This is a genomic window from Bacteroides sp. OM05-12, assembly GCF_003438995.1.
Taxonomy (GTDB): domain Bacteria; phylum Bacteroidota; class Bacteroidia; order Bacteroidales; family Bacteroidaceae; genus Bacteroides.
On record NZ_QSUN01000018.1, the window covers coordinates 48,291 to 70,447 of the forward strand.

Below are 22,157 nucleotides of genomic sequence, written 5' to 3' on the forward strand. Positions count from 1 at the left end.
TTATTTTAATTTTGAATATTCTTTATCACTTACAGGCTCAAGCCATTCGTTGTTGCTATTCTCGCCGGGAACCTCTATGGCAAGGTGGGAAAACCAACTGTCAGGTGCAGCTCCGTGCCAGTGTTTCACGCCGGCCGGAATGTGGATGGCATCGCCGGGTCGCAATTCGACCGCTTCTTTTCCCCATTCCTGATAATAACCGCGACCTCCCACGCATACGAGCGTCTGCCCGCCGCCTTTCGTGGCGTGGTGTACATGCCAGTTGTTGCGGCAACCCGGCTCAAAAGTGACATTTACGACAGGCACGCCAGCTGTCACCACGGGCGCAACATAGCTTTGTCCGATGAAATACTTGGCATAGGCATCATTCGGCTTGCCAACCGGAAAAATGATGGTTTGTGCATATTCTTCGAGCGAACCGACTGCGGTACTATCGGCATTTTCAGTCCAAACCTCTTTTGCCATACGAAAAGCTGCCCATGCCTTGGGCCAGCCCGCATAAAAAGCGGCGTGGGTAAGGATTTCGGCCATTTCGGTTTTGGTTACTCCGTTTTTCTTTGCCGATTCGAGGTGATACTTGAACGAAGAGTCGGTCAGTCCCTGCGACATGAGGGCGACCACCGTTACGATGGAGCGGTCGCGGAGCGAAAGGAGGTCATTGCGACTCCACACCTCCCCGAAAAGGATGTCGTCATTGAGGTGCGCGAACTCGGGTGCGAACTCGCCGAGCGCGTCACGTCCGGCTGTTTGCTTGATTTTGACTTGTGATCTTGCCATGATTGGAAATATTAAAGTTAATAATAAAACCAATGAAGTTACTTTTGTTTTCATACCGTTTGATTTTAATTCTACTTTTTATGGAGATCGGCATTCGATTCCCGAATGCAAAAATACGAAACGAGCCTTGCAACGATTTTGCTGTAAGGCTCAAATTTATTTGTCAGGAGGTTCATTTCACCAAGATGGAGCTGCCCCGTATGCCTCCTTGTATATTTTGGAGAAATGCGACAGATTCTTGAAACCTACGTCGAAGCAGGCTTCCGTAACTTTCTTTTTCCCCGACTTGATTAAGTCATGAGCTGCTTCGAGGCGCCGTTTGATGATCCATTTCTGGGGTGTCAGGTCGCTCACTTTGGCAAAATCACGTTTGAACGTGGCCAAGCTGCGCCCTGTGTAGCTTGCGATTTCTTCCATCGACAGGTCGCACATGTAGTTCTCGTTCAGGTAGTCGAGGATGTCTACTTTCCAAGGTTCGACGAAATCGAACAGCGAAGCGTAAAGGTTCCTGTCCGTGTTGAGCAGGACATAGACACCTTCGATCATCTTCAATTTCAGAATATCTTCCGAAGGTCTCTCCCCGGCATCGAAATAAGGAACGACCGACTCGAACAGAGAGCGGATATCCGGCCGGTTGTTCGGCAACACACGCAGACTCACCTTTTCACGCTTTGAATCAGCAGGAATCTCTTGGCGGTTAAGTGTTTGATAAAACTCCCGAAGAAAAGTCCTTGAAAATTTCAACGTGATAGAGCGATAGGGTTCCCCATCCTTTACGTGTTTCTGTAACCACATCCTGTTGTCACGTCGCATGAAAGCGCAATCCCCCGGATGCAAAACCGTTTTCTTTCCACGTTCCTCGATTTCCAATTCTCCGGAACACAGATAAATAAGCGTATGTTCCCGATTTTCGTGGGCACATCCCCGGTCGTCAGTAAAATAACTTGCTATAAGCACATTCGAGCAATCGAATACATCAAGTTTTTCCATATTCTTAGCTTTTTATTTTTGCAAAAATAGCGCATTATTTTCAGTCGATGTTTGTTGTAAAGCTCATTTTAGCATCTAAGAATAATCTTTTATCCTTCGATTTTTGCACCTACATCACACCAAAATGAAGTATAACTATCTCCTCATATATCTATTTCTTACCGTTTTTACCACCCGTAAAGCATGAAGTAAACATCTGCGTCGATAGGCTTCTTCCTCCTCATCAGGACTTCGACCATCCCAAGACAAATCGGAAGTAGAGTCACCCCCACCGGAGGAAATTGGTACTGGTTGCCCTCCGATAAGTGCATCGGCAACGACAAAAATCAGGTTGCGAACCGATGGTACAGCCAACTGTTCGAGCAACGTATTCAGTTCGGATTCCAATTCTTGATTGATGTCGGAAAGAGATTGGTTCTCTCTTTTCAGTTGATAAAACTCGCCATAATCCGCCAGCACATTGCGCTGGGATGCTTCGACTTGCCGTGCCGCATCATTTCTGTATAGGGATTCTATTTTGCGGACAATCTCGGTGAATCGTTTTGCAATATGCTGGTTCTGACGCTCCACCCACTTGTCAGTACCGAACAAAGGCACTTTCTCTGTAATTTGCGGTGGTGTGAAATCGACCTTGTGATTGCGGAACGGCTGGATAACTGAACGGATATTTGTCGCATCTCTGGTCAGCCTATCCAATTCCTGCTCCTTTACATGAAGTTTGCCAGCCTTGTCTTCAAGTTTGGACTGATATTCAGAAATCTGCTTCTGTATCTCGGCCTTCCAGGATTCATATTCCCTAAGAGCCATTTTGCCGGAAGCCAAAGACTTGTCAATTTCTTCCAGTTGAGATTGATACTTGAATATCTGCGATTCCAGTTTCCGTATCATGGTTTGGAGTCCCTTGACAGCCTTTTCAGCCTGTTTTGCCTCTTTGGTCAGTTTGCGGATATAATCGCGCTTATGCAAATGTTGCACATTACGCCCATCAATACTGTCCCCACGTTCAAGACCATATTTACTACCGACATCTTCATACAGGGAAGTGTGCATCTCTTTCAATATACGACCATATTCAAACCGGTCTTTCCCAAACTTTGCCGACCACATCACACACTCGCGTCCGCTTTTGGGACGGATGCCGACCGGAACAATCAGGGCATGGATATGCGGGCTGCTCTCGTCAAGGTGTACCTGAAACCCGACAATGTTTTCCTGCCCGTATCTGTTGGCGCACCAGTCATAGATGTCCTTCGCCCAATGTTCAATTTCCTTGCACCTATATAGATGACTGTTGTCTGCGTCTTTCTCCATGTTGGCGGTCTGGTCTCCGAATGCCATCTCAAGTGTCCTGTCATGGTTGCCGCCGAAAACAAATTTAGCGCAACAGTTCGGCTGGATCTTGCTGTCCGGTTTGAATGGCTTCCAATCCAAAGCGGACAACCGTTCCTGCAAACGGACTTCGAGCGGCTTCTCCTGATAGCCCAACGGATGGATTTTCCCGTCAGGGCCAATCTCGAAATTCAGTTTCATTCTGGTCTTGTCGTAGTGGTTGGTTGGATCCTGATTCTTCCTGTCAATCTTCTCCTCGTTCCAACGCCGTTCGTTTTCGTTGGTCTCTGCCGTGCCGAATGATTTTACAGCCTCGACATGCATGGCCTGTTTTATGTCTGTATTCATAATGTCCTCTCAATATATATTTTTATTATTGGAGCTTGCTCCTATGCCAGTTCACTCAACCGAGCAATGACCGGACTTTATTGCTGCCAGGCAAAAAGTCCTTATTGTGTTATGGACTTTCTATAAATTCCCGGAACAAGTTCCTCCGTTATTCAATAAGTTCCAGGCCGAGTTCATCAATCAGGGTTTGTAGGATAGGATTGCGCTGAATCATTTGCTGGAGTATCTGCCGCTTGGATGGTGAAAAGAGAAAGAAGTCCGCAATGTCCAATCCTTGGCTGCGTTGTTCTTCATCAGATGTACATTCCAATACATTGGAGACAATGACCTTTTTGCAAATTCCCGACAACAAAGCAGACTTTTCTTTCCATTGTTCAGTTGCTCCTAAATCAGGGATGAGTGTTACTTCCCTGTCTTTAAGAACCTGCATCGCATCGCTGTTGAAACAACCGTTCTTGCCACCAGTCGCCAGCCATATATAATCGGATATAAAATGACTCATGACAACAGCAGTCTTTTCACTTTCGACCAGCATTACCGGAGAAGTAGAGTTCTTCAAAAGATGTTCTCCAAACAGGCATTGCTTCAAATGGAAATCCTGCAATTTCAACTCAGAATGAGCCCATCCGACAAATGCCTGAGGCTCCTTAACCCGATGCCCTGTTTCTGCATTATAACACATCACCTTACCGGTTCTTACCAGTCCATTTATATCCATCTGCCAGAAAACTGCAGAGCCTCCCCATTTTGCGGATGTTCCTATGCGATACATTCCAAACAGCCTGCTTGTCTCATCTTCGCCAAACACTCGGCAGAAATATTGGAACAAAGGGTTAATCGAATAATGCGATTGACTCCTTTCGACATAGGAAGAAGGGACATATGAAACTGGATTCTTGTCTACCGGCTTATAAATGATGGACTGGAATGATTTGCCTATACTCTCAGTCATTCTCAATATATTAGGATTATTCTTGAAGTATTCTTTAGGTGTATAGTGATACCCGCAACTGTTCTCATGGTCACACTTCCCGACATTACCAGGAAAGGTAATACTACCTTGTTCATCAATATACCTGACAAAACATCGGCTTTTACCACAACTCGGACAAGTAATCTTGCTTCCGAATCTGTATTTCTGCAAATGAAATCTGTATTCACTCATGATTCCCGGAGTTTTCTGTCGTTGCACTTTGCACTTTTGCACTTCGAGAGGATAGCATGGCATCCTTACCAAAGGAAAGTGCAAAAGTGCAAGGTGCATCAGTGTTTTCTGCTACAAGTTTACGATAGACTCCATGCTGGAGTTTGGCTATAAGGGGATGTTGAAGCCGGCACAGCTGGTCAAGCGCATAATAAACAGTACGTCTGGACATATCAACTTTTCTACCTGCAACAACAGCATCCCCAGAAGTAAATGTCTCTCCCAACAGGGAAAGCCAAGATTCCTTCGTTTCACCTATACTGTTTATGACAATGGCTTCCTGAATCCTCCTGTATGTTTCTTCGTAATAATCAATCATACGGATTGCCGACCTTACAGAATCCTGTTCGATATACTGCATATCGTCATCATCAGTTGCCCATTTCATTATCTGGAACAATAGTGCAAGGCGTGCGACATGCCCGTTGAGTTTCATTTTACGGCTTTCCACATCAGCATCATCCTCAATAGCATTTACAGCATCGATAATTCCATTATACCATTCGTAAAAGCATTCCTCCGCATCATCGGACATTGTTAGAATACGGGGATTTACCGTCATGCCTTTCTCATCAAGAATACAAGGGATACTGAAGACTCTGTTGATTATTGTTCTCCATTGATTCATAATATCAGGACGGACTGTATTTCTTTCTTCCCGTCTCCATCCGGATATTTTTCTGTTTTTGGGATAGACAAACAGAAAGCGGTCAAGCAATCCATTGGCAAGAAATTCTGTACGGAAGACTTCCTGCAGCATATTTGTCTGTACCGAACCTATGACATTTATACATGGGTTCTTGATTAGAATAGGACGTGATTCGGACTTGCGGATAACCTTTAACGGCTGTCCGCTATAAGCTGTCAGCAAATCTTCAATGAGGTTGTTCTTGCTATTGTACCTTTTAACCGAATTGAACAAAGCCAAAATTTCATCGACAACCAATGTTATCCCACGTTGATTATACTGATGAATATTCATCATCGCCTCAGGAGTAGAATCATAAATGACAGTAGTTACAAAATTCGGTTTCTTGAGCAACTGCCCTTCCACTTCATTTCCGTGCTTGCCTACGGACATGGCTCTTTCATATTCATCACATTCCTCGTTATATTTCTCATGCAACCGGTCATCATACTCATTAATCGGCTTATATATAAAACCGAGAGGAGGAGTCTTCCCAAGCCCAGGACGACCGACCAACATCATATAAAGGGAAGGGCAAGTTTTCCACTCGCCCTTTATACGGATATGGCAAGAGTTACCTATTGCAGTAGCAACAGCAGAAAGGATAATAGAAGCTGTATATTCTACATTAAAATTTTCGTATCTGGCAAGATTCAAGATAATCTCCTGTATTTTGTCGGGGAAAACATCCAACGGAAGTCCCGTTTCTGGAATATGCTCAACCTCAGAACGGAGCATATTTGTCAGATGCAGATTATCATACATGATAGTCTCCTCCCTGTTCCGGTAAAACATCCCCGACTGCAAAGGCTTCATAATGGAAACGCCTTAGAAAGCGGTCCACATCCTCCTGAGTATACCAATACTTATCACCTTCACGGGAATAGCCGAGGTAGCCGTTGTCCCGTAATTTCTTCAGATATTTCTCCTTGATACCCAATTTTGCCATCAAGGATTTGTTGTCATACAGACAATTCGCCGCCACCTTATTTGCAGATGGCAGTTTTTCTTGTCGTTCTACTATGCGGAGAATCTTTTCTAACAATTCTCTTTCACATATAGTCTCTACCTGTAATTTCTTTGCCATAGTAAATCATATTATGGCTTTCCAATCCTTATGCACACTCGGACTTTAAGCCGGGTTATCTTGCCATGACACGACTGTGCACATCGTCTCACGACAGTGGCGAAGGTAGAGAGTCCTTAGAACCTAAGAAGTTAGCATAGATTATATAACAGGTTATTCCTAATGTTAGACTAATATTAGGATACGCGCTTAACCATCTGATTATAAATAAAAAGAGCAGCCGTTTGGCTACTCAAAAAAAATGTCGATTTTCTGAAAATTTTTCGGCACAGTCAGGTCTTTTCTGTTTTGACGGGACTGCCCTATGTCTGAAGTATCAAAAAGAGTACATAATTCGGCATCAGGGAAAAGCTCCATTCCGAATTTCCAATAGGTCTTAGTTTCCATTTTAAGACGCTCCGGATAGTCTCCACAATAAATCCGACCACACATATATGCTAAAAGCACTTTTGATTCTTTCCATTTATAATGGGAACCGTGTTCTTCCATATAACCGGCTTCAATGGCTTTGCCGAAAACTTTCTTTGCGAGTTCCGTATTCAATGTCCCCGACAAAACAACAGAAGCGTCAATATCTGCTGTCTGTTCCTCCGAAACTGGAGTTACAATGTTACCATTTTTATTTATCTTTCCCTTATTTCCCTCTTTCATCATTTCAGCGCAAAAGGCGAGAGCTGCGCCTGAAATCAATGTTATGATAGTACCCCAAAACGTTGCAGAACCGGTATTGTCTCCATCAATCGGATTTATCACACCGATTCCGACAAGCAACAACGTACCAGCAAATAGGGTAATAGCACTTGACCAAAGAATCAACCTTGCATATCTTTTGAAAGCAAAGGACAAAGCAAGAACGATAATACAAAGACCTATAACCAAGAATATTATTTGTAGCATAAGTATTTCTAATTGTACAAAAAACTAATTATTCATTATTATAAATTCTGAAAATCAGATTATTTCAAGCGGAGTGAACTCTTCTTTCAGCCGGGCTACTTCAGCAGACAAGGTTTCCGGCAAGAAACGGGCATAGACTTTCTCCGTTACATCCGTACTGCCATGACCGAGCAATCGGCTGACTACAGACATCGACAAGCCTTTGTTCAAAGCAAAGACGGCAAACGAATGTCGGGCCACATGCATCGAAAGGCTGAAAGGCAAGCCGATTTGTTCACCAACGACAGCCAGTGATTGGTTGATACATTTGGTCGCATTGTTGCGGGCCTTATAAAGTGCCTCCGCATCATCCAAATCCAGAGATTCCTTCACAAGATTGAATACATATTTACACCCTTCACGTTTTTCCTGCCATTGCTGCAAGATGTGCAGGGCAGGTTCAGTAAGTGGTATCACATGGCGTTTGTTTGTCTTGATCATAACCTTTCGTAGCTCGTTTCTTGCAAAGTCAATGTGTTTCCACTGCAAAGTCATCACATCCACCACACGGAGTCCGCAAGCGTGAAATGCGAAGAAAAACATTTCTAAAAACTCTTTCCTTCGAGGTTCCATACAAGTCCTGTAATACTCCAGCAAGGCCAGCATCTGTTCTTTAGTCAAACTTTTTCCGTCAAATTCGTTTTCCTCCTCCGACAAAGAAACTTTGGTAACTATACGCATATCTTGAATCCTCGCATTTATAGCCGGCTCCATGATGTTCATTTCACAGGCATACGCACAGGCTTTCAGGATAGGTGTCAAAGAATGATTGATGGTTGCATCGCTGTTCTGCTTGATTTCCCTGCGCCATTCTATATAACTGTCCAAAAGCTCAGGAGTCATATCACCGACAAAAATAGAATCCGGACGGTAAGTCCCTTGTTTGGTCGCTCTCAAAAAGGTCTGGAATATATTCATGCAACTCTTTCCGTTCTCATACCGACTTCTTCCGATTCTGTTTCTCGAATAATCAGAAGCGAGGCGTTCCAATGTGAACTCCACGAAATCTTTTCCCTGGTCGCGTCGGGCAAGAGGCTTGTCTGCAAGAAAGCCGGAAATGACATCTACCGTTATTTGATTTGGATGCTTTTCGTTGTACTCCGCAAGCAGACTATCGATCCGTTCAACACGAGCCAGCAGAAGCTGATTCAGCCGTTTGGCCTCATTGCCGTGACTTACACGAATCTCGCCACGTCCCTGATTGCCGTTCTGGTTCCAGTCCGCAACCTTGACAAAGACATTCGTTGTCTTACGGATTATCTGCCTGTTCCAAGTATATTCCAACTCGACAGGATAAGTCTTGTCTTTTTCGGCATCCTTTGGAGCACGAAGGCGATATTTGCCTAACGGATATATTCTTTTCGGTCTTCCCATACTTTTTTCCTCCTTTTACCAATATTCCTGAGGAGAAACAAAGATATGGAATTTTAGGCAAACAAACTCCGATTTTGAGAAGAAAAATCGCAATTTAGACAAACAAACCACACTATCCAATACCATAAAATACCAGCGCGACAAACAAATATTCATTGTTCGTCGCGCTGATATTTAATTATTTAACCTGCTAAAAGACCATCAATACTCTTCCTCGTTGAAGAAGAAATCTTCTTTGCTAGGATAATCAGGCCAGATATCTTCTATGCTCTCATATATTTCACCTTCATCTTCCATTTCCTGAAGATTTTCAATAACCTCCAAAGGTGCACCTGAACGCATTGCATAATCAATAAGCTCATCCTTGGTAGCAGGCCAAGGAGCATCTTCTAGTTTTGATGCTAATTCCAATGTCCAATACATAGCTTCTCTTATTAATTGTAATTACTAATTTCTTATATCTCTATTTTCCCGCAAAAGTAAAACAAATAATTTCACTTGCAACTTTTATTCCAAAATATTTCATCACAATTTTCACACAAATTGATTTTACGGGATAAAACAAATAAATAATCAGACAGACGATTAATGTAGGCCAATACATTTTCATCAATAACACAAGTGTCTTTCAAAGACAAAACACAACGTTCGGCTCGTCGGCAAACTGTTCGGCAAATATGACAAACGGCAGCCCCACGTGCTCCACCTGGAATAACAAATGCCCTGAGCGGAGGCAACAATTCATCCATCGTATCAATCGCATTCTCTAAAACGGTTATATCATCTACAGAAATAATACTGGCGCAATTAAGGGTAGTCGTAGATTGATCCGTGGCTAAATAGGAACCAACTGAAAATAATTTATTTTGTACTTGCAAAAGCAGTTCTCTATCATGCTCTTCATTTAAATAAGTCAGCAATAAGCCTAAATGTGCATTCAATTCGTCAACCGTACCATATGCGTTTAAACGAATGTGAGTTTTAGCAACTCTTGTACCTCCAACTAAGCTCGTAGTCCCTTTATCACCTGTTTTTGTATAGACTCCACTTTTTTTCATGGTTATATTTGTTTGATTAGACTTTCAGTCAACACACAAATATAATTAAAAGTTGACGATATAATGCTGTTTTATCTTTGTTTTATCATAAAAGATTAATCCGAGGTCATATAAATCAAAAGTTATTCCCGTATGTTCATCTTTAACCAATTCGCTCCACCACTCTTGCATACATTTCGAATCATGAATTCCTTCTATGACAAAAAGCGAGTCTGTATGAGTCTTAGAGAACAATTGTTCATAAATCTTAGGTTCAGGTCTTCTTCGATTGAAATGAACAAAGTCAATCTGAGACACAGTATTAATATAGGATGTTACCAAACCTTCAACATCACCTGACAAAGATATTATTTTATGATAAGGCGCGAAAAACTTTCCAGAAAAAGGTCCCTCATTTTGCTGAATATCAAAAGTTATAACATCTGCTTTTGTATTTGCAGATGCCATATAAAGAGTAGATAAACCGGATTGGGTTCCGACTTCTAAAATAAACTTTGGTTGCATCTCATTTACCAAACGAAAAAGTAACTTATCTACTTTTTCTGTATTTAACGAGTTTTTATAAGTTGTACATTTCAACTCTTTCCGGATCTTCTTCAATCGATCATAGGCATAAAAAGGATATTTCTCATAAATAACCCATGTAATCAAGTTAAAAGCAAAAGGAGAATGAACTCCGTAACCACAACGATTACGAAATCTCTTACACCATACCCACGCTCGCGTCAAAGGAGTAACCTTATTCATTATTCTTATTATTTCGAACTAACTTATCACAAAGGTATGGAAAAAAGCATTTACCGAATCAAAATAGAATAAATAAAAAAAAAGAGTTGTCCTAAACGAAACAAAGACTAAGTACGCCAAAATCTTCCTCCATTCAGGACAACAAATGTTTTTTAGAGAATCAACATCTATTTATTATATAACAAATCAATTACTGTAGCTTAAACGTTACGGGAACAGTATATTTTACACGTACAGCCTTTCCTCTTTGCATACCCGGTTTCCACTTCGGCATCGATTTGATTACCCTTAATGCCTCTTTATCCAAATAAGGATCAATGCTTCTTACTACAGTCGGATTAATAATCGAACCATCTTTATCCACAACAAACTGAACAATCACCTTTCCTTGAACACCGGTTTCCTGCGAAACAGTCGGATACTTTATATTTTTCCCCATAAATTCCATTAAAGCTTTCTGGCCGCCAGGAAAAGACGGCATCTCTTCTACAATAATAAAAAAATCCGCATCCATATCATCCACTTCTTCTTCCATCGGCTTCGCAACTTCCTTGATGGCTACGGCTTCGTGATTTTCTTCGGTTCCCTGAACAGATGTTTCTACTACATCAGCCTCATTATCTACAATTTGCAAAATTTCGGCAGGAGTGACAGTTGGTGGCGGAGGTGGCAACGGTTTTTCTTCATTAAAGGTAATAGGAATCAATTCCTCAACAAATATAGGATCTTCCGGCCCCTGTATCGAGCTAATTTTCATATCACGTTGATTCCATTCGAATGCCACAAACATACACGCAAGCACACTGATGAAACCAATAAGTAACCATGTAGTACGGTTACTTTCAATTTCCGCTTTCTTTGATTTCTTTACTTCCATAATACTAAACTTTAAGTTGTTATAATTAAAAGATGACTATTCTCAAGTTAAGAGCCCACGATTAATGCGAAACAAAAAGTTAAGAAATACTCAAATACGCCTCTCTTTTGATAATAAATATAGAATAAATACAAACATGTTATTCATTTGAATATCATTTTTTAAACAATCCGGAAGTATTTTGCCTTTATTTTACAGTCCAACGATTTATGCCACATTTTATTAACTTAATATTTTACCTATATTTTATAATATTATCATAAATATCTCTTAGCCAAAATGATAATAGGTACCGTCGATTGTCTATAAACAATAGGAGTTTATTAGATTCACCCACTATTTATTGAGAAGCACAGATCTTGATACTAGAGAATCAGGCCTATTGATAAAAAACTTATGCTAAAGCCTGTGTATTGCAATCACAAACGATGAAGATCTCATTCTTTGTATAGTCACAAACCAACCATTACTTATAAGCTTCATCCTTCAGCTTGTCTATTTTATATTGATACTGAATGAGTTATCCTGAAAGACGGAATCATTCAGCAGATTTCAGGCTCAGTTCATCAGCTGAATCTTTTTTCTGAGAAAGGTTCAGGATAATATATTAATAATCAGAGATAAATTTATTAACTGAAGGATTGAAGGATAAGTGGAGATAACTTGTTTTTACCTACTAATTGATAAAATTATCGGTGGAGTCTGTGAAAATTTATCTTGATGTTTTTTTTAAAATCATAAGGTTGATAAAAAAACATCAGGTAGTTTGAAGACAAACATACGGTCGATTGATTACAAACTCCTATCGTTTGCAAACAATCGACCGTATGTCGAATAGCATATCAACGACAATAAAAAGCCGAACCAAAATAGAAAGATTCATGATTTTTAAAGAACCGATTTACGAATATCCTCAGGGTAGACTTGTTTTTTTTATATGTTTATACACTATATTTGCCATAACAATTGGAATATTATAGTCAACGTATATCAGGACAAATCAGCATTCCAAACCCTGCTGTTCTATCTATATTTATCACAATATAACATTATACAAGTAACCTAATATAACGATGAATAGCGTCACCAAGCCGAAAAAAATTCCTATCAACTTCCACGTCATTACTTTTTTCAACAACGTAGCTTCGGGCAATGATAAGCCCACAACTGCCATCATGAAGGCAATAGCTGTTCCGATAGGAATACCTTTTGCCACAAATACCTCAATAATGGGAACTATTCCAGCAGCATTAGCATACATTGGTACAGCTAAAATAACGGAAAAAGGAACGGCAAACCAATTATCCTTAGACATATATTGCTCGAAAAATCCTTCCGGTACATAACCATGCATGAATGCCCCTATGCCGATACCTATAATGATATACAAAAGTACTCCTTTGACAATACCCCATGCTTCTTGAGTGATTATCGGCAAACGTTTAATAAAGGGGGTGTTTTCTTTTTTCCACACATCCGAATCGGATGACGAATGCTGCTGTATCTGCTTCACCCAGTCACTCAAATAAGGCTCTAACTTCATTTTGCCTAAAATAAATCCACCTATCATGCCTAACAAAATGCCACTAATCACATATATGACTGTGATACGTACCCCAAAAGTTCCTATAAACATCGCAACAGCAACTTCATTCACCAAAGGAGAAGTTATCAAATAAGCAAAAGTAACTCCTAAAGGAATGCCGCCTTTCACAAACCCGATAAACAAAGGTATGGATGAGCAAGAACAAAATGGAGTAATAGCTCCGAATAGAGCAGCAAGAAAATATTGTAACCCGTATAACTTGCGGGAAGTTAAGTAATTACGTAAACGTTCTATCGGGAAATAAGCATTTATAACACCCATTATTACACTGATAAAGAATAGCAATATCAAAATCTTTATCGTATCATAAAAGAAGAAATTTATAGCTTCACCTAAAGCTGTGGACGCATCCAAACCAAAGATGTCATATACCAACCAGTCTGCAAATCTCTGTATCATATTATACCTAAATTAAGAAATCCATAATAAACACCTATTAAAATAAATAGTATCGCTACCATACGATTAAACCACTTCTGAAAGATTTGCACTCTATTGTAGAACTTACCTATCCCTGCAACACCGTAAGCCAAAACCCAAGCAACAAGCATAACTGGAAGCCCCGTTGCCAAAGCAAAAACAACAGGTAACAAATATCCTTCACTTTCAAGAGCAGACATAGGAATAAGCATACCGAAATAAAATAATCCACTAGTAGGGCAAAATGCCATAGCAAACAGTATTCCCAATAGCAAACTACCCCATCCCCCCTTCAACTTCTCTGTTTTTTCAGTAGCAGAGAAACCGAATTTTGGAAGATGCAATCTATCTCCGAACAGCATAAACAAGCCTATCAAAATTAAAACAGGAGCAAGCAATAATTCTCCCCACCGGCTAATTCCTTTTTGGATAGAAAACATATCTGCACCTTTTCGGAGTATCATTATAAGTATTACTCCTAAAACAGAATAAGCCAGCACACGCCCTAATGTGTATAAAATGCCATTCTTAAAGATTTGCCTACGATTGTCTATATCTTTACTGATAAATCCGATAGCTGTGATATTAGTAGCTAATGGGCAAGGGCTTATAGCAGTCAGCAAACCCAGCAGAAACGCTGTGATAACAGGAATTTCGCTGTTATCCAACAAGGTTTGTAGATATTCCATAAAGCAGTTATTTCAGTAGCTGATTTATTTTCTTTTTCACCTCTTTCTTAAACAGGTCTGTTTTATTTCTTGCATTCTGAAAACTGAATTGTGTCATATCGTTACGTTCTTCCTTGCCATTCTTCCACCCATTTACGTAAAGAGAAGACCAACTCACACGATACTTATTTGCCAATTTTTCGCCTTCGGAAGTTGAAATATCCACTTCCTTAAAACGTACTTTTCCACTCTTTACCAATTCTGCAAAATCTGTATAAACGACCTCTCTAGTGTACTTTTCAATAGCTTTACAAGTCACACAACGCTGTTTACCATGAAAATAAAGAACTTCCACATACTTATCTGTTTGAGATTGCGCCATCCCTAAAACAGAAAACAAACAAATCAGGGAAAAGAATAAAAATCGTTTCATCGTAATATCTTTTATTTGGTTAGTATTGCTTTTATTTCTTGTGCTGATACTTTTCCTTTTGCTACTACTTTCCCGTCCACAACAAGAGCCGGAAGCGTCATTACATTATATTCCATTATCTTCATCAAATCTTCTTCTTTGATGATTTCAGCAGTCAAGCCTAATTCTTTGACTGTTTGTTCTACTGTCTGATACAATGCTTTACAACCTGCACAACCTGTGCCTAAAACTTTAATTTCCATAATTCTATTATTTTATTTAGTTAAACGTAATTCGCAAAACAACGAACATTAATCTCAAAAAAAAGGGCTGTCACTCACAACATTCCCTTGACTTACATATACTCTGACCGAAGAACTCCTTAAAAAGTTCACGAGCCAGTTTCCAGTTTTCACGATTGATACAATACTTTACCTTGGGAGTTTCGACTTCACCTTGTATAAGTCCTGCATCTTTTAGTTCTTTCAGATGTTGAGATACTGTCGCTTTAGCAATGGGAAGCTCTTCATGAATATCACCAAAATAACAAGTTTCTTGCTTTGCCAGAAAGTGCATAATGGCAATTCGAGCAGGGTGTCCCAACGCTTTTGCAAAGCGTGCCAACTGTTCCTGTATAGCTGTATAGTCTTTCTTTTCTTCCATATCTTGAATATTGTTCGCAAATATACGAACAATAGAAATACAATACAAAAGAATTAAGAGTTTTTTCTAATTAGTAGAATTTCTAAAACATGAAATCAAAGCCTTTCTTACGAGAAATATTGAATTTCTCAATTTCTAATGCAAGTGATTTCTTTAGCTGCACTACCATGAAATCCAAAAACGGTTGATTTACCTCATCATCTTGCGATTGTCGCAAAATAAAGAATATAATCAGCTCTATCTTCTTTAAAGATTTTCATTGGAAAAAGGTAATAGCAGAATTGGATATAGTTCATCAACAAACAATGTTTCAGCTAGTTTCAGTAGAAAAACAGAAAACCCTTGTAAACTTTTTATTTACAAGGGTTTATCTTCATCTTTTCGTACCCAGACCCGGGGTCGAACCGGGATGGAAGTGAATCCACTGGTGTTTGAGACCAGCGCGTCTACCGATTCCGCCATCTGGGCATAATTGACTTTTCAATTGCGGTGCAAAGATACGTTTTTTTTCTTAACCGACAAGCATTCTCAAAAAAAAATAATAAAAAAGATAAAACCTAAGTTATAGCTTTTCGTTTTCATAAAATAAAATGTACCTTAGCACAAAACTTTCAAAACATTTCATTATGAATAAAAATCATAATTACTGCGTAATCATGGGAGGAGGAATCGGCAGTCGTTTTTGGCCTGTTAGCAGAAAAAGCCTTCCTAAACAATTCTTAGACTTTTTTGGAACTGGACGTACGCTACTTCAACAGACTTTTGACCGTTTCCACAAAATTTTACCCTTAGAAAACATCTTTATTGTTACAAATGCCTTATATGCAGAATTAATAAAAGAACAATTGCCCGAACTTAATCCCGGTCAAATCTTACTAGAGCCAACGCGGCGAAACACAGCCCCTTGCATTGCATGGGCATCCTACCATATACAGGCTATTGATCCTGAAGCAAATATTGTAGTGACTCCATCCGATCACCTAATCTTAAAAGAAAACGATTTTTTAAGTGCGATTTCACATAGCTTAGATTTCGCCTCACAGAATAATAAATTAGTGACATTAGGAATTAAGCCAAATAGACCGGAAACAAGATATGGATATATACAAATTGACGAAGAACGTAAAGATGACTTCTATAAAGTCAAAACATTCACAGAAAAACCTGAGTTAGAGTTAGCCAAAGTTTTCGTAGAAAGCGGAGAATTCTATTGGAATTCCGGATTATTCATCTGGAACGTCAATACTATTCTAAAAGCATTCGACCATTTTATACCTGAGTTAAGCACCAAACTAGGACCAGGCAAAGATATTTATGGAACAGTACTTGAAGAAAAATTCATCAATGAGAATTTTCCGTCATGCCCCAATGTATCAATTGATTTAGGCATTATGGAAAGAGCTGATAATGTCTTCGTCCTTTTAGGAGACTTCGGATGGTCAGATCTAGGAACATGGAGTTCCCTTTATGATGTATACCCAAAAGATAAAGAAGAAAATGCTGTTCTAAAAGGACACTCTTTATTATATAACTGTAATAACAATATTATTATCCTCCCACAAAACAAATTGGCAGTTTTACAAGGTTTAGAGGGATATCTTATTGCAGAATCAGACAATATATTGCTCATATGCAAAAAAGATGAAGAAAATGCTATCCGAAAATTTGTGAATGATGCACAAATTAAACTAGGAGAAGAATTTATCTAGATAAAAAAGAGGGACTTTTAAGGTCCCTCATTCATATATATAAAAAGGAATAGAAATTATTTAGACTTCCAAGCATCAAAAACCAAATTAGCAATTGATTTAAACTCTTCATCAGAAAGTTTCAGTTTAGGATTGGATATAATCATATCCGATTCGCTATTAATAGGAATAAGATGAATATGCGCATGAGGCACTTCCAAACCCATAACAGCGACTCCTATACGTTTACATGGAATCACTTTCTCTATTGCTTTCGCAACAGTCTTTGCAAAGACATGCATTTGCGCTAAATCCTCATCAGATAAATCATAGATATAATCAACTTCTTGTTTAGGTACTACCAACGTATGTCCCTTTACCAATGGATTAATATCAAGAAATGCATAAAACTTTTCATTCTCTGCTATTTTATAGCTTGGAATTTCTCCTGCTATAATTTTACTGAATATTGTTGCCATAGTTTTATAGATTATAAATAAAGCAAACCCATAAATGAGTTTGCTTCAGATTGTTCTAGAACGAAATATTCACAACTTCCAAACTAATTTTACCTTGCGGAACCTGTATTTCTGCTATATCTCCAACCTTTTTGCCAAGCAGCCCCTGCGCTATTGGAGTACTAACAGAAATTTTACCTTCTTTCAGATTAGCCTCACTTTCCGAAACAATGGTATATGTCATCTTCATACCATTCTTCACATTCTTCAGCTCCACCTTATTCAATATCTGCACTGAATCCGTACTAAGTTTTGACTCGTCAATTATCTTGGCATCGGCAATCACAGTTTTCAACTTATTGATTCTCATCTCCAACATGCCCTGAGCTTCTTTTGCTGCATCATACTCTGCGTTTTCCGACAAATCACCTTTGTCACGTGCCTCCGCAATAGCCGCCGAAATTTTCGGACGCTGCACCGTTTCCAGCTCTTTCAGTTCTTCCAAAAGTTTTTTGTAGCCTTCTTCTGACATATAAGCCATGTTCAATTCCTCCTTTTATTTTTAATGATAAAATATAGGCATGCCATAAACATGCCTTCTACTACTATTATATAAATAAAAAAGAATTCCAACACAATTCATGTTGGAACCCTCTTTCTCAATATTTTGTGCAAATATAAGCTTTTAATTAATATGTGTCAAGGATAAAATGATGCTATGTAACATAACAAATTAACAAAATGCCCTACCAACACACTCTATAACATTTTTTTAATCGTTTCTTCTAGATTTTTAATATTTTCATCACGTGCACTCAATTCATTATTTCGATTCACAAGAAAATAAGTCGGTAACTTCTGTACATTATAAACCGCGGCAGCAGATGAATAAACACCATTCGGATCACGCACACATATCCAGGGAAGATTATCCGCAGAGGTCTTCCAAAAATGCTCATCTGTATCAAATGAAACCTGATAAATCTCTAGGCCCTGACTTGCATACTTATCATATAATTCACGCAACATAAAGTTATGAGAAACAGATACAGCAGTCTGATAAGCCGTAAAGTCAAGCAATACAACTTTCCCTTTCAAATCACTCAGTTTGCGGTCTACCCCCCTCATATCTTTTAAATCTATATCAATAATACCAGACTCATTAATTTGCGGTACTTCCATCGTTTTTTGCTTCGGCATACGCGTATTCTTCATCCCCTTTATTACCATATTATATAGATTTTTCGAACGGTCTGCATGCGGATAGAAATTATTAAGACTCGTAGCTACAGCAGCAAAACATTTAATATCGTCTTTATTACTAAACGGATCAAAAATCATAAATCCGTTTACTTCCTGAAACAGCGCATAATAAGCAAAAGCCTTATTAGGAGCAGCGAAAATATAATTGATTCTCACCGTATCTTTATAAGATTGAATCACAGAGCGCAAACTATCTTCAAAAGCTCCCGCATTAATTCTTCCTTTTTCTGATGCTTCTACCAATGCATCCACTTTCTTCTGCAAAGCAATCTGAAGCAAAGAGAGTTCTTTAATTTTAGCACTATTTTCTGATCCTGCAATAACATAACTAACAGGAAAATCTCTGTATAAAGCCGTTATTTCAATCGATTCAGTCGAATCCACAGAAAAATTAATCACCTTATCTTCTATTCTCAGACGATAAAACTCAGGAGATTCAGGACGTTTATAGCTAAACTTAAAAGTTCCGTCTTTTTTCAATTTCATAGAATCTAAAGGCACAATACCCTCTATACTCGAAGCTTCCAAATAAATAGTTCTCCCCTCACTGTCCGCCACAGTTCCTGTCACATTGAATTTCTGCTCACTATTACATGAAAAAAGACATAAGGCAAAAAGTATTATAAAATAAAAATCACTTTTTTTCATAGGCAAAATATTATTTTGTTCCTTCCTTTAAACATGAAACATCGGTGCAAAGATACTTCTTTTCATCATTAGTCAAAGCATTAAAGCCTTATCTTATTCGTATAAAATCAAAAAAAATTAAATTCACAAAAACTTTTTAGCTCATTTCCACTAGCTTAGACAGATTATTATGTATCTTTGCAGGAATTTTGAAAGAAAATATAGATAAAACAATTTTTATGATTAACCCAATTGTTAAGACGATCGAGTTAGGAGATGGAAGAACCATCACGCTCGAAACGGGAAAGTTGGCAAAACAGGCAGACGGATCTGTGATGCTACGCATGGGAAACACCATGTTGCTTGCTACTGTTTGTGCCGCTAAAGATGCAGTTCCCGGAACAGATTTTATGCCATTACAGGTAGAGTACAAAGAGAAATATGCGGCATACGGCCGTTTTCCCGGAGGCTTTACTAAAAGAGAAGGAAGAGCTTCCGATTATGAGATTTTAACTTGCCGCTTGGTAGACCGTGCCCTTCGTCCTCTTTTCCCAGATAACTATCACGCCGAAGTTTACGTAAATATTATTTTATTCTCTGCTGATGGTGAAGATATGCCGGATGCTCTTGCCGGATTGGCAGCATCTGCAGCACTTGCAGTTTCTGATATTCCTTTTGGTGGACCGATTTCTGAAGTTCGTGTCGCCCGTATTGATGGTAAATTTGTCATTAACCCGACTTTCTCCCAATTAGAAAAAGCAGATATGGATATTATGGTTGCCGCTACCTATGAAAACATCATGATGGTAGAAGGCGAAATGAAAGAAGTATCCGAAAAAGATTTATTAGATGCAATGAAAGTGGCTCATGAAGCAATAAAAGTTCATTGCAAAGCACAAATAGAATTGACGGAAATGGTTGGAAAAACCGCCAAACGTGAATATTGCCACGAAGAAAATGACGAAGAACTTCGCAAAGCTGTGCACGAAGCATGTTATGCTAAAGCATATGCTATTGCAGAGGCCGGAAATAAAGACAAACATGCTCGTCAAGATGCATTTGATGCCATCCGTGATGAGTTTAAAGCACAATTTACAGAAGAAGAACTGGAGGAGAAAGGGGCACTAATAGACCGTTACTATCATGATGTAGAAAAAGAGGCAATGCGTCGTTGTATTCTTGATGAGGGTAAGCGACTCGACGGCCGTAAAACTACAGAAATCCGCCCAATATGGTGTGAAATAGATTATCTTCCGGGACCTCACGGTTCTGCGATCTTCACTCGTGGTGAGACTCAGTCTTTAACCTCTGTTACTCTAGGAACGAAACTAGATGAGAAAACGATTGATGACGTTTTGAACCAAAGCAAAGAACGTTTTCTACTACACTATAACTTCCCTCCATTCTCAACAGGTGAAGCAAAAGCACAACGCGGTGTAGGTCGTCGTGAAATAGGACACGGAAATCTTGCTTGTCGGGCATTAAAAAATATGATTCCGGAAGATTACCCATACGTGGTTCGCGTAGTTTCTGATATTCTTGAATCAAATGGTTCATCTTCAATGGCTACCGTATGTGCAGGAACACTTGCATTGATGGATGCCGGAGTTAAGATTAAGAAACCGGTTTCAGGTATCGCAATGGGATTAATAAAAAATGCAGGAGAAGATAAATATGCTGTACTATCTGACATTTTGGGTGATGAAGACCATTTAGGAGATATGGATTTCAAAGTAACCGGAACAGAAGATGGTATTACCGCAACACAAATGGATATTAAAGTAGACGGTTTATCATTTGATATTCTGGAGAAAGCTTTGAATCAAGCTAAAGAAGGCCGTATGCATATTTTAGGCAAGATTACCGATTGTATTGCAGAGCCGCGTGCCGAACTGAAAGATCATGCTCCACGCATTGAAACAATGACTATTCCTAAAGAGTTTATCGGAGCGATTATAGGTCCGGGTGGAAAAATTATACAAGGAATGCAGGAAGAAACCGGAGCCACTATCACGATTGAGGAAATCGATGGAGCCGGAAGAATCGAAGTCTCAGGTACCAACAAGGCATCTATTGAGAAAGCGATGAACTTAATCAAAGGTATTGTTGCAATTCCTGAAGTTGGAGAAGTCTATAAAGGGAAAGTACGTTCTATCATGCCTTATGGTGCATTCATTGAATTCCTCCCAGGAAAAGACGGATTACTTCACATCTCTGAAATAGACTGGAAACGTTTGGAAACGGTAGAAGAAGCCGGAATTAAAGAAGGGGATGAAATTGATGTTAAATTAATGGACATTGATCCCAAAACCGGAAAATTCAAATTATCAAGAAAAGCTTTACTTCCTCGCCCTCCAAAAGTTGATAAAGAAAAATAAGCATTCTGTTTTACTTTAAATAAGAGCTCCGGTATGATACATTTCATACCGGAGCTTTTTCCATTACAATAGTTGTTTAATCCAAAAATATTAATTTACTTTGTTCTTAAGTTAATGATTTGCCTTAATTTATACCAGCAAAAAAAATGAACGAAAGAGAAAAGACGTGTACAATCCTAGAACATTCTCTATGTTTTGTGGAGTAGGCAGGTTGAAACAAGTTTATCTCTATCTTTCATCAATTTTCACATATACACTAAACACAAGACTAAAACACACCGGCAAATCTAAAGAGCAGAACAGAGTTCGCATATTTTAAGTGTACCAAAATCATAAGATCAATTTATATCATCAATGAAAAGAAAAACTCTATTACTATAGATAAAGAAATATATCTTTATATACATTTTTAAACCAAATACGCGCCATGAGAAATAAGAAAATTTAGTATGCCATTCATACCCTCCGAAATAAGGAGTCGGGAAGTACCCCCATACTTCCCGACCAAACTTAGTCACAAATCGACTTTAATCAATTCATAAACTTAACACAAGACAAA

Annotated in this window: 22 protein-coding genes, 1 tRNA gene and 1 pseudogene; 2 read left to right on the forward strand and 22 right to left on the reverse strand. The window is 39.0% G+C overall.

Annotation, left to right across the window (positions count from 1 at the left end; translation table 11 throughout):
- The 19 genes and pseudogenes from DXB63_RS12985 to DXB63_RS13075 form a co-directional block, all read right to left on the reverse strand.
- Positions 1 to 831 (reverse strand): carboxymuconolactone decarboxylase family protein, encoded by an 831-nt coding sequence (locus DXB63_RS12985; protein WP_122126843.1) that lies wholly within the window; start codon positions 829 to 831, stop codon positions 1 to 3.
- 123 nt (positions 832 to 954) lie between these two features.
- Complete coding sequence (locus DXB63_RS12990) at positions 955 to 1,767, reverse strand: AraC family transcriptional regulator (protein ID WP_122126844.1); 813 nt, start codon at positions 1,765 to 1,767, stop codon at positions 955 to 957.
- Positions 1,768 to 1,902: 135 nt separating this feature from the next.
- On the reverse strand, positions 1,903 to 3,444 hold the full coding sequence (gene mobV, locus DXB63_RS12995; RefSeq protein ID WP_122126845.1) for a MobV family relaxase: 1,542 nt from the start codon (positions 3,442 to 3,444) through the stop codon (positions 1,903 to 1,905).
- A gap of 148 nt (positions 3,445 to 3,592) precedes the next feature.
- Entirely contained in the window at positions 3,593 to 4,609 is a 1,017-nt protein-coding gene (locus DXB63_RS13000; protein ID WP_122126846.1) for a DUF6371 domain-containing protein, read from the reverse strand.
- The gene (locus DXB63_RS13005) at positions 4,602 to 6,101 is read right to left on the reverse strand and encodes a DUF3987 domain-containing protein (protein ID WP_122126847.1); all 1,500 of its coding nucleotides are present in this window, start codon (positions 6,099 to 6,101) and stop codon (positions 4,602 to 4,604) included. Before DXB63_RS13005 ends, DXB63_RS13000 begins: the two co-directional genes overlap by 8 nt.
- On the reverse strand, positions 6,094 to 6,423 hold the full coding sequence (locus tag DXB63_RS13010) for a helix-turn-helix domain-containing protein (protein WP_118318178.1): 330 nt from the start codon (positions 6,421 to 6,423) through the stop codon (positions 6,094 to 6,096). The genes DXB63_RS13005 and DXB63_RS13010 overlap by 8 nt, the downstream gene beginning before the upstream one ends.
- A 228-nt stretch (positions 6,424 to 6,651) precedes the next feature.
- On the reverse strand, positions 6,652 to 7,320 hold the full coding sequence (locus tag DXB63_RS13015; protein WP_118318180.1) for a hypothetical protein: 669 nt from the start codon (positions 7,318 to 7,320) through the stop codon (positions 6,652 to 6,654).
- 54 nt (positions 7,321 to 7,374) lie between these two features.
- On the reverse strand, positions 7,375 to 8,733 hold the full coding sequence (locus DXB63_RS13020; protein ID WP_122126848.1) for a site-specific integrase: 1,359 nt from the start codon (positions 8,731 to 8,733) through the stop codon (positions 7,375 to 7,377).
- A 201-nt stretch (positions 8,734 to 8,934) separates the two neighbouring features.
- A complete protein-coding gene (locus tag DXB63_RS13025; protein WP_002558131.1) occupies positions 8,935 to 9,156 on the reverse strand; it encodes a DUF2795 domain-containing protein in 222 nt (73 codons plus the stop codon).
- 71 nt (positions 9,157 to 9,227) lie between these two features.
- A complete protein-coding gene (locus tag DXB63_RS13030) occupies positions 9,228 to 9,791 on the reverse strand; it encodes a cob(I)yrinic acid a,c-diamide adenosyltransferase (protein WP_122126849.1) in 564 nt (187 codons plus the stop codon).
- Positions 9,792 to 9,836: 45 nt separating this feature from the next.
- Positions 9,837 to 10,538 carry a hypothetical protein gene (locus DXB63_RS13035; protein ID WP_122126850.1) on the reverse strand — a complete coding sequence of 234 codons (702 nt, stop codon included), beginning with the start codon at positions 10,536 to 10,538 and terminating at the stop codon, positions 9,837 to 9,839.
- 190 nt (positions 10,539 to 10,728) lie between these two features.
- Positions 10,729 to 11,415 carry an energy transducer TonB gene (locus DXB63_RS13040; RefSeq protein ID WP_122126851.1) on the reverse strand — a complete coding sequence of 229 codons (687 nt, stop codon included), beginning with the start codon at positions 11,413 to 11,415 and terminating at the stop codon, positions 10,729 to 10,731.
- Positions 11,416 to 12,451: 1,036 nt separating this feature from the next.
- Positions 12,452 to 13,420, reverse strand: coding sequence for a permease (locus tag DXB63_RS13045; protein ID WP_122126852.1), 969 nt, complete (start codon positions 13,418 to 13,420; stop codon positions 12,452 to 12,454).
- Entirely contained in the window at positions 13,417 to 14,130 is a 714-nt protein-coding gene (locus DXB63_RS13050; RefSeq protein ID WP_122126853.1) for an aromatic aminobenezylarsenical efflux permease ArsG family transporter, read from the reverse strand. The genes DXB63_RS13045 and DXB63_RS13050 overlap by 4 nt, the downstream gene beginning before the upstream one ends.
- 7 nt (positions 14,131 to 14,137) lie before the next feature.
- Positions 14,138 to 14,542 carry a nitrophenyl compound nitroreductase subunit ArsF family protein gene (locus DXB63_RS13055; RefSeq protein WP_122126854.1) on the reverse strand — a complete coding sequence of 135 codons (405 nt, stop codon included), beginning with the start codon at positions 14,540 to 14,542 and terminating at the stop codon, positions 14,138 to 14,140.
- 11 nt (positions 14,543 to 14,553) lie between these two features.
- Positions 14,554 to 14,784, reverse strand: coding sequence for a thioredoxin family protein (locus tag DXB63_RS13060; protein WP_122126855.1), 231 nt, complete (start codon positions 14,782 to 14,784; stop codon positions 14,554 to 14,556).
- A gap of 70 nt (positions 14,785 to 14,854) precedes the next feature.
- Positions 14,855 to 15,184, reverse strand: coding sequence for a helix-turn-helix transcriptional regulator (locus tag DXB63_RS13065; protein ID WP_122126856.1), 330 nt, complete (start codon positions 15,182 to 15,184; stop codon positions 14,855 to 14,857).
- 82 nt (positions 15,185 to 15,266) lie between these two features.
- Positions 15,267 to 15,486: pseudogene (locus DXB63_RS13070) on the reverse strand (cell filamentation protein Fic); the annotation flags it as partial.
- Positions 15,487 to 15,568: 82 nt separating this feature from the next.
- Positions 15,569 to 15,652, reverse strand: a tRNA-Leu gene (locus tag DXB63_RS13075).
- Between the two features lie 158 nt (positions 15,653 to 15,810).
- On the opposite strand from DXB63_RS13075, the gene DXB63_RS13080 reads away from it, so the two are divergent.
- The gene (locus tag DXB63_RS13080; RefSeq protein WP_122126857.1) at positions 15,811 to 16,893 is read left to right on the forward strand and encodes a mannose-1-phosphate guanylyltransferase; all 1,083 of its coding nucleotides are present in this window, start codon (positions 15,811 to 15,813) and stop codon (positions 16,891 to 16,893) included.
- Between the two features lie 56 nt (positions 16,894 to 16,949).
- Here DXB63_RS13080 and DXB63_RS13085 read toward each other — a convergent pair whose 3' ends face one another.
- The 3 genes from DXB63_RS13085 to DXB63_RS13095 all read right to left on the reverse strand — a co-directional run bounded on the left by DXB63_RS13085 (position 16,950) and on the right by DXB63_RS13095 (position 19,241).
- Positions 16,950 to 17,351 carry an HIT family protein gene (locus DXB63_RS13085; protein WP_122126858.1) on the reverse strand — a complete coding sequence of 134 codons (402 nt, stop codon included), beginning with the start codon at positions 17,349 to 17,351 and terminating at the stop codon, positions 16,950 to 16,952.
- Between the two features lie 55 nt (positions 17,352 to 17,406).
- On the reverse strand, positions 17,407 to 17,871 hold the full coding sequence (gene greA / locus DXB63_RS13090; protein ID WP_122126859.1) for a transcription elongation factor GreA: 465 nt from the start codon (positions 17,869 to 17,871) through the stop codon (positions 17,407 to 17,409).
- A gap of 218 nt (positions 17,872 to 18,089) precedes the next feature.
- A complete protein-coding gene (locus DXB63_RS13095) occupies positions 18,090 to 19,241 on the reverse strand; it encodes a TlpA disulfide reductase family protein (RefSeq protein ID WP_122126860.1) in 1,152 nt (383 codons plus the stop codon).
- A gap of 218 nt (positions 19,242 to 19,459) precedes the next feature.
- Between DXB63_RS13095 and pnp the strand changes: the two genes are divergently transcribed.
- On the forward strand, positions 19,460 to 21,598 hold the full coding sequence (gene pnp, locus DXB63_RS13100) for a polyribonucleotide nucleotidyltransferase (protein WP_122126870.1): 2,139 nt from the start codon (positions 19,460 to 19,462) through the stop codon (positions 21,596 to 21,598).
- Positions 21,599 to 22,157: the final 559 nt, after the last annotated feature.

Excerpts from the sequence above, each read along its gene's own strand:
- DXB63_RS13095 (WP_122126860.1), bottom strand. The coding sequence starts at position 19,241 with ATGAAAAAAAGTGATTTTTATTTTATAATACTTTTTGCCTTATGTCTT.
- DXB63_RS13045 (WP_122126852.1), bottom strand. The coding sequence starts at position 13,420 with ATGATACAGAGATTTGCAGACTGGTTGGTATATGACATCTTTGGTTTG.
- DXB63_RS13005 (WP_122126847.1), bottom strand. The coding sequence starts at position 6,101 with ATGTATGATAATCTGCATCTGACAAATATGCTCCGTTCTGAGGTTGAG.
- DXB63_RS13080 (WP_122126857.1), top strand. The coding sequence starts at position 15,811 with ATGAATAAAAATCATAATTACTGCGTAATCATGGGAGGAGGAATCGGC.
- DXB63_RS13000 (WP_122126846.1), bottom strand. The coding sequence starts at position 4,609 with ATGAGTGAATACAGATTTCATTTGCAGAAATACAGATTCGGAAGCAAG.
- DXB63_RS12990 (WP_122126844.1), bottom strand. The coding sequence starts at position 1,767 with ATGGAAAAACTTGATGTATTCGATTGCTCGAATGTGCTTATAGCAAGT.
- DXB63_RS13010 (WP_118318178.1), bottom strand. The coding sequence starts at position 6,423 with ATGGCAAAGAAATTACAGGTAGAGACTATATGTGAAAGAGAATTGTTA.
- DXB63_RS13055 (WP_122126854.1), bottom strand. The coding sequence starts at position 14,542 with ATGAAACGATTTTTATTCTTTTCCCTGATTTGTTTGTTTTCTGTTTTA.
- DXB63_RS13020 (WP_122126848.1), bottom strand. The coding sequence starts at position 8,733 with ATGGGAAGACCGAAAAGAATATATCCGTTAGGCAAATATCGCCTTCGT.
- DXB63_RS13015 (WP_118318180.1), bottom strand. The coding sequence starts at position 7,320 with ATGCTACAAATAATATTCTTGGTTATAGGTCTTTGTATTATCGTTCTT.
- greA (WP_122126859.1), bottom strand. The coding sequence starts at position 17,871 with ATGGCTTATATGTCAGAAGAAGGCTACAAAAAACTTTTGGAAGAACTG.
- pnp (WP_122126870.1), top strand. The coding sequence starts at position 19,460 with ATGATTAACCCAATTGTTAAGACGATCGAGTTAGGAGATGGAAGAACC.
- mobV (WP_122126845.1), bottom strand. The coding sequence starts at position 3,444 with ATGAATACAGACATAAAACAGGCCATGCATGTCGAGGCTGTAAAATCA.
- DXB63_RS12985 (WP_122126843.1), bottom strand. The coding sequence starts at position 831 with ATGAAAACAAAAGTAACTTCATTGGTTTTATTATTAACTTTAATATTT.
- DXB63_RS13040 (WP_122126851.1), bottom strand. The coding sequence starts at position 11,415 with ATGGAAGTAAAGAAATCAAAGAAAGCGGAAATTGAAAGTAACCGTACT.
- DXB63_RS13085 (WP_122126858.1), bottom strand. The coding sequence starts at position 17,351 with ATGGCAACAATATTCAGTAAAATTATAGCAGGAGAAATTCCAAGCTAT.
- DXB63_RS13025 (WP_002558131.1), bottom strand. The coding sequence starts at position 9,156 with ATGTATTGGACATTGGAATTAGCATCAAAACTAGAAGATGCTCCTTGG.
- DXB63_RS13060 (WP_122126855.1), bottom strand. The coding sequence starts at position 14,784 with ATGGAAATTAAAGTTTTAGGCACAGGTTGTGCAGGTTGTAAAGCATTG.
- DXB63_RS13065 (WP_122126856.1), bottom strand. The coding sequence starts at position 15,184 with ATGGAAGAAAAGAAAGACTATACAGCTATACAGGAACAGTTGGCACGC.
- DXB63_RS13035 (WP_122126850.1), bottom strand. The coding sequence starts at position 10,538 with ATGAATAAGGTTACTCCTTTGACGCGAGCGTGGGTATGGTGTAAGAGA.
- DXB63_RS13030 (WP_122126849.1), bottom strand. The coding sequence starts at position 9,791 with ATGAAAAAAAGTGGAGTCTATACAAAAACAGGTGATAAAGGGACTACG.
- DXB63_RS13050 (WP_122126853.1), bottom strand. The coding sequence starts at position 14,130 with ATGGAATATCTACAAACCTTGTTGGATAACAGCGAAATTCCTGTTATC.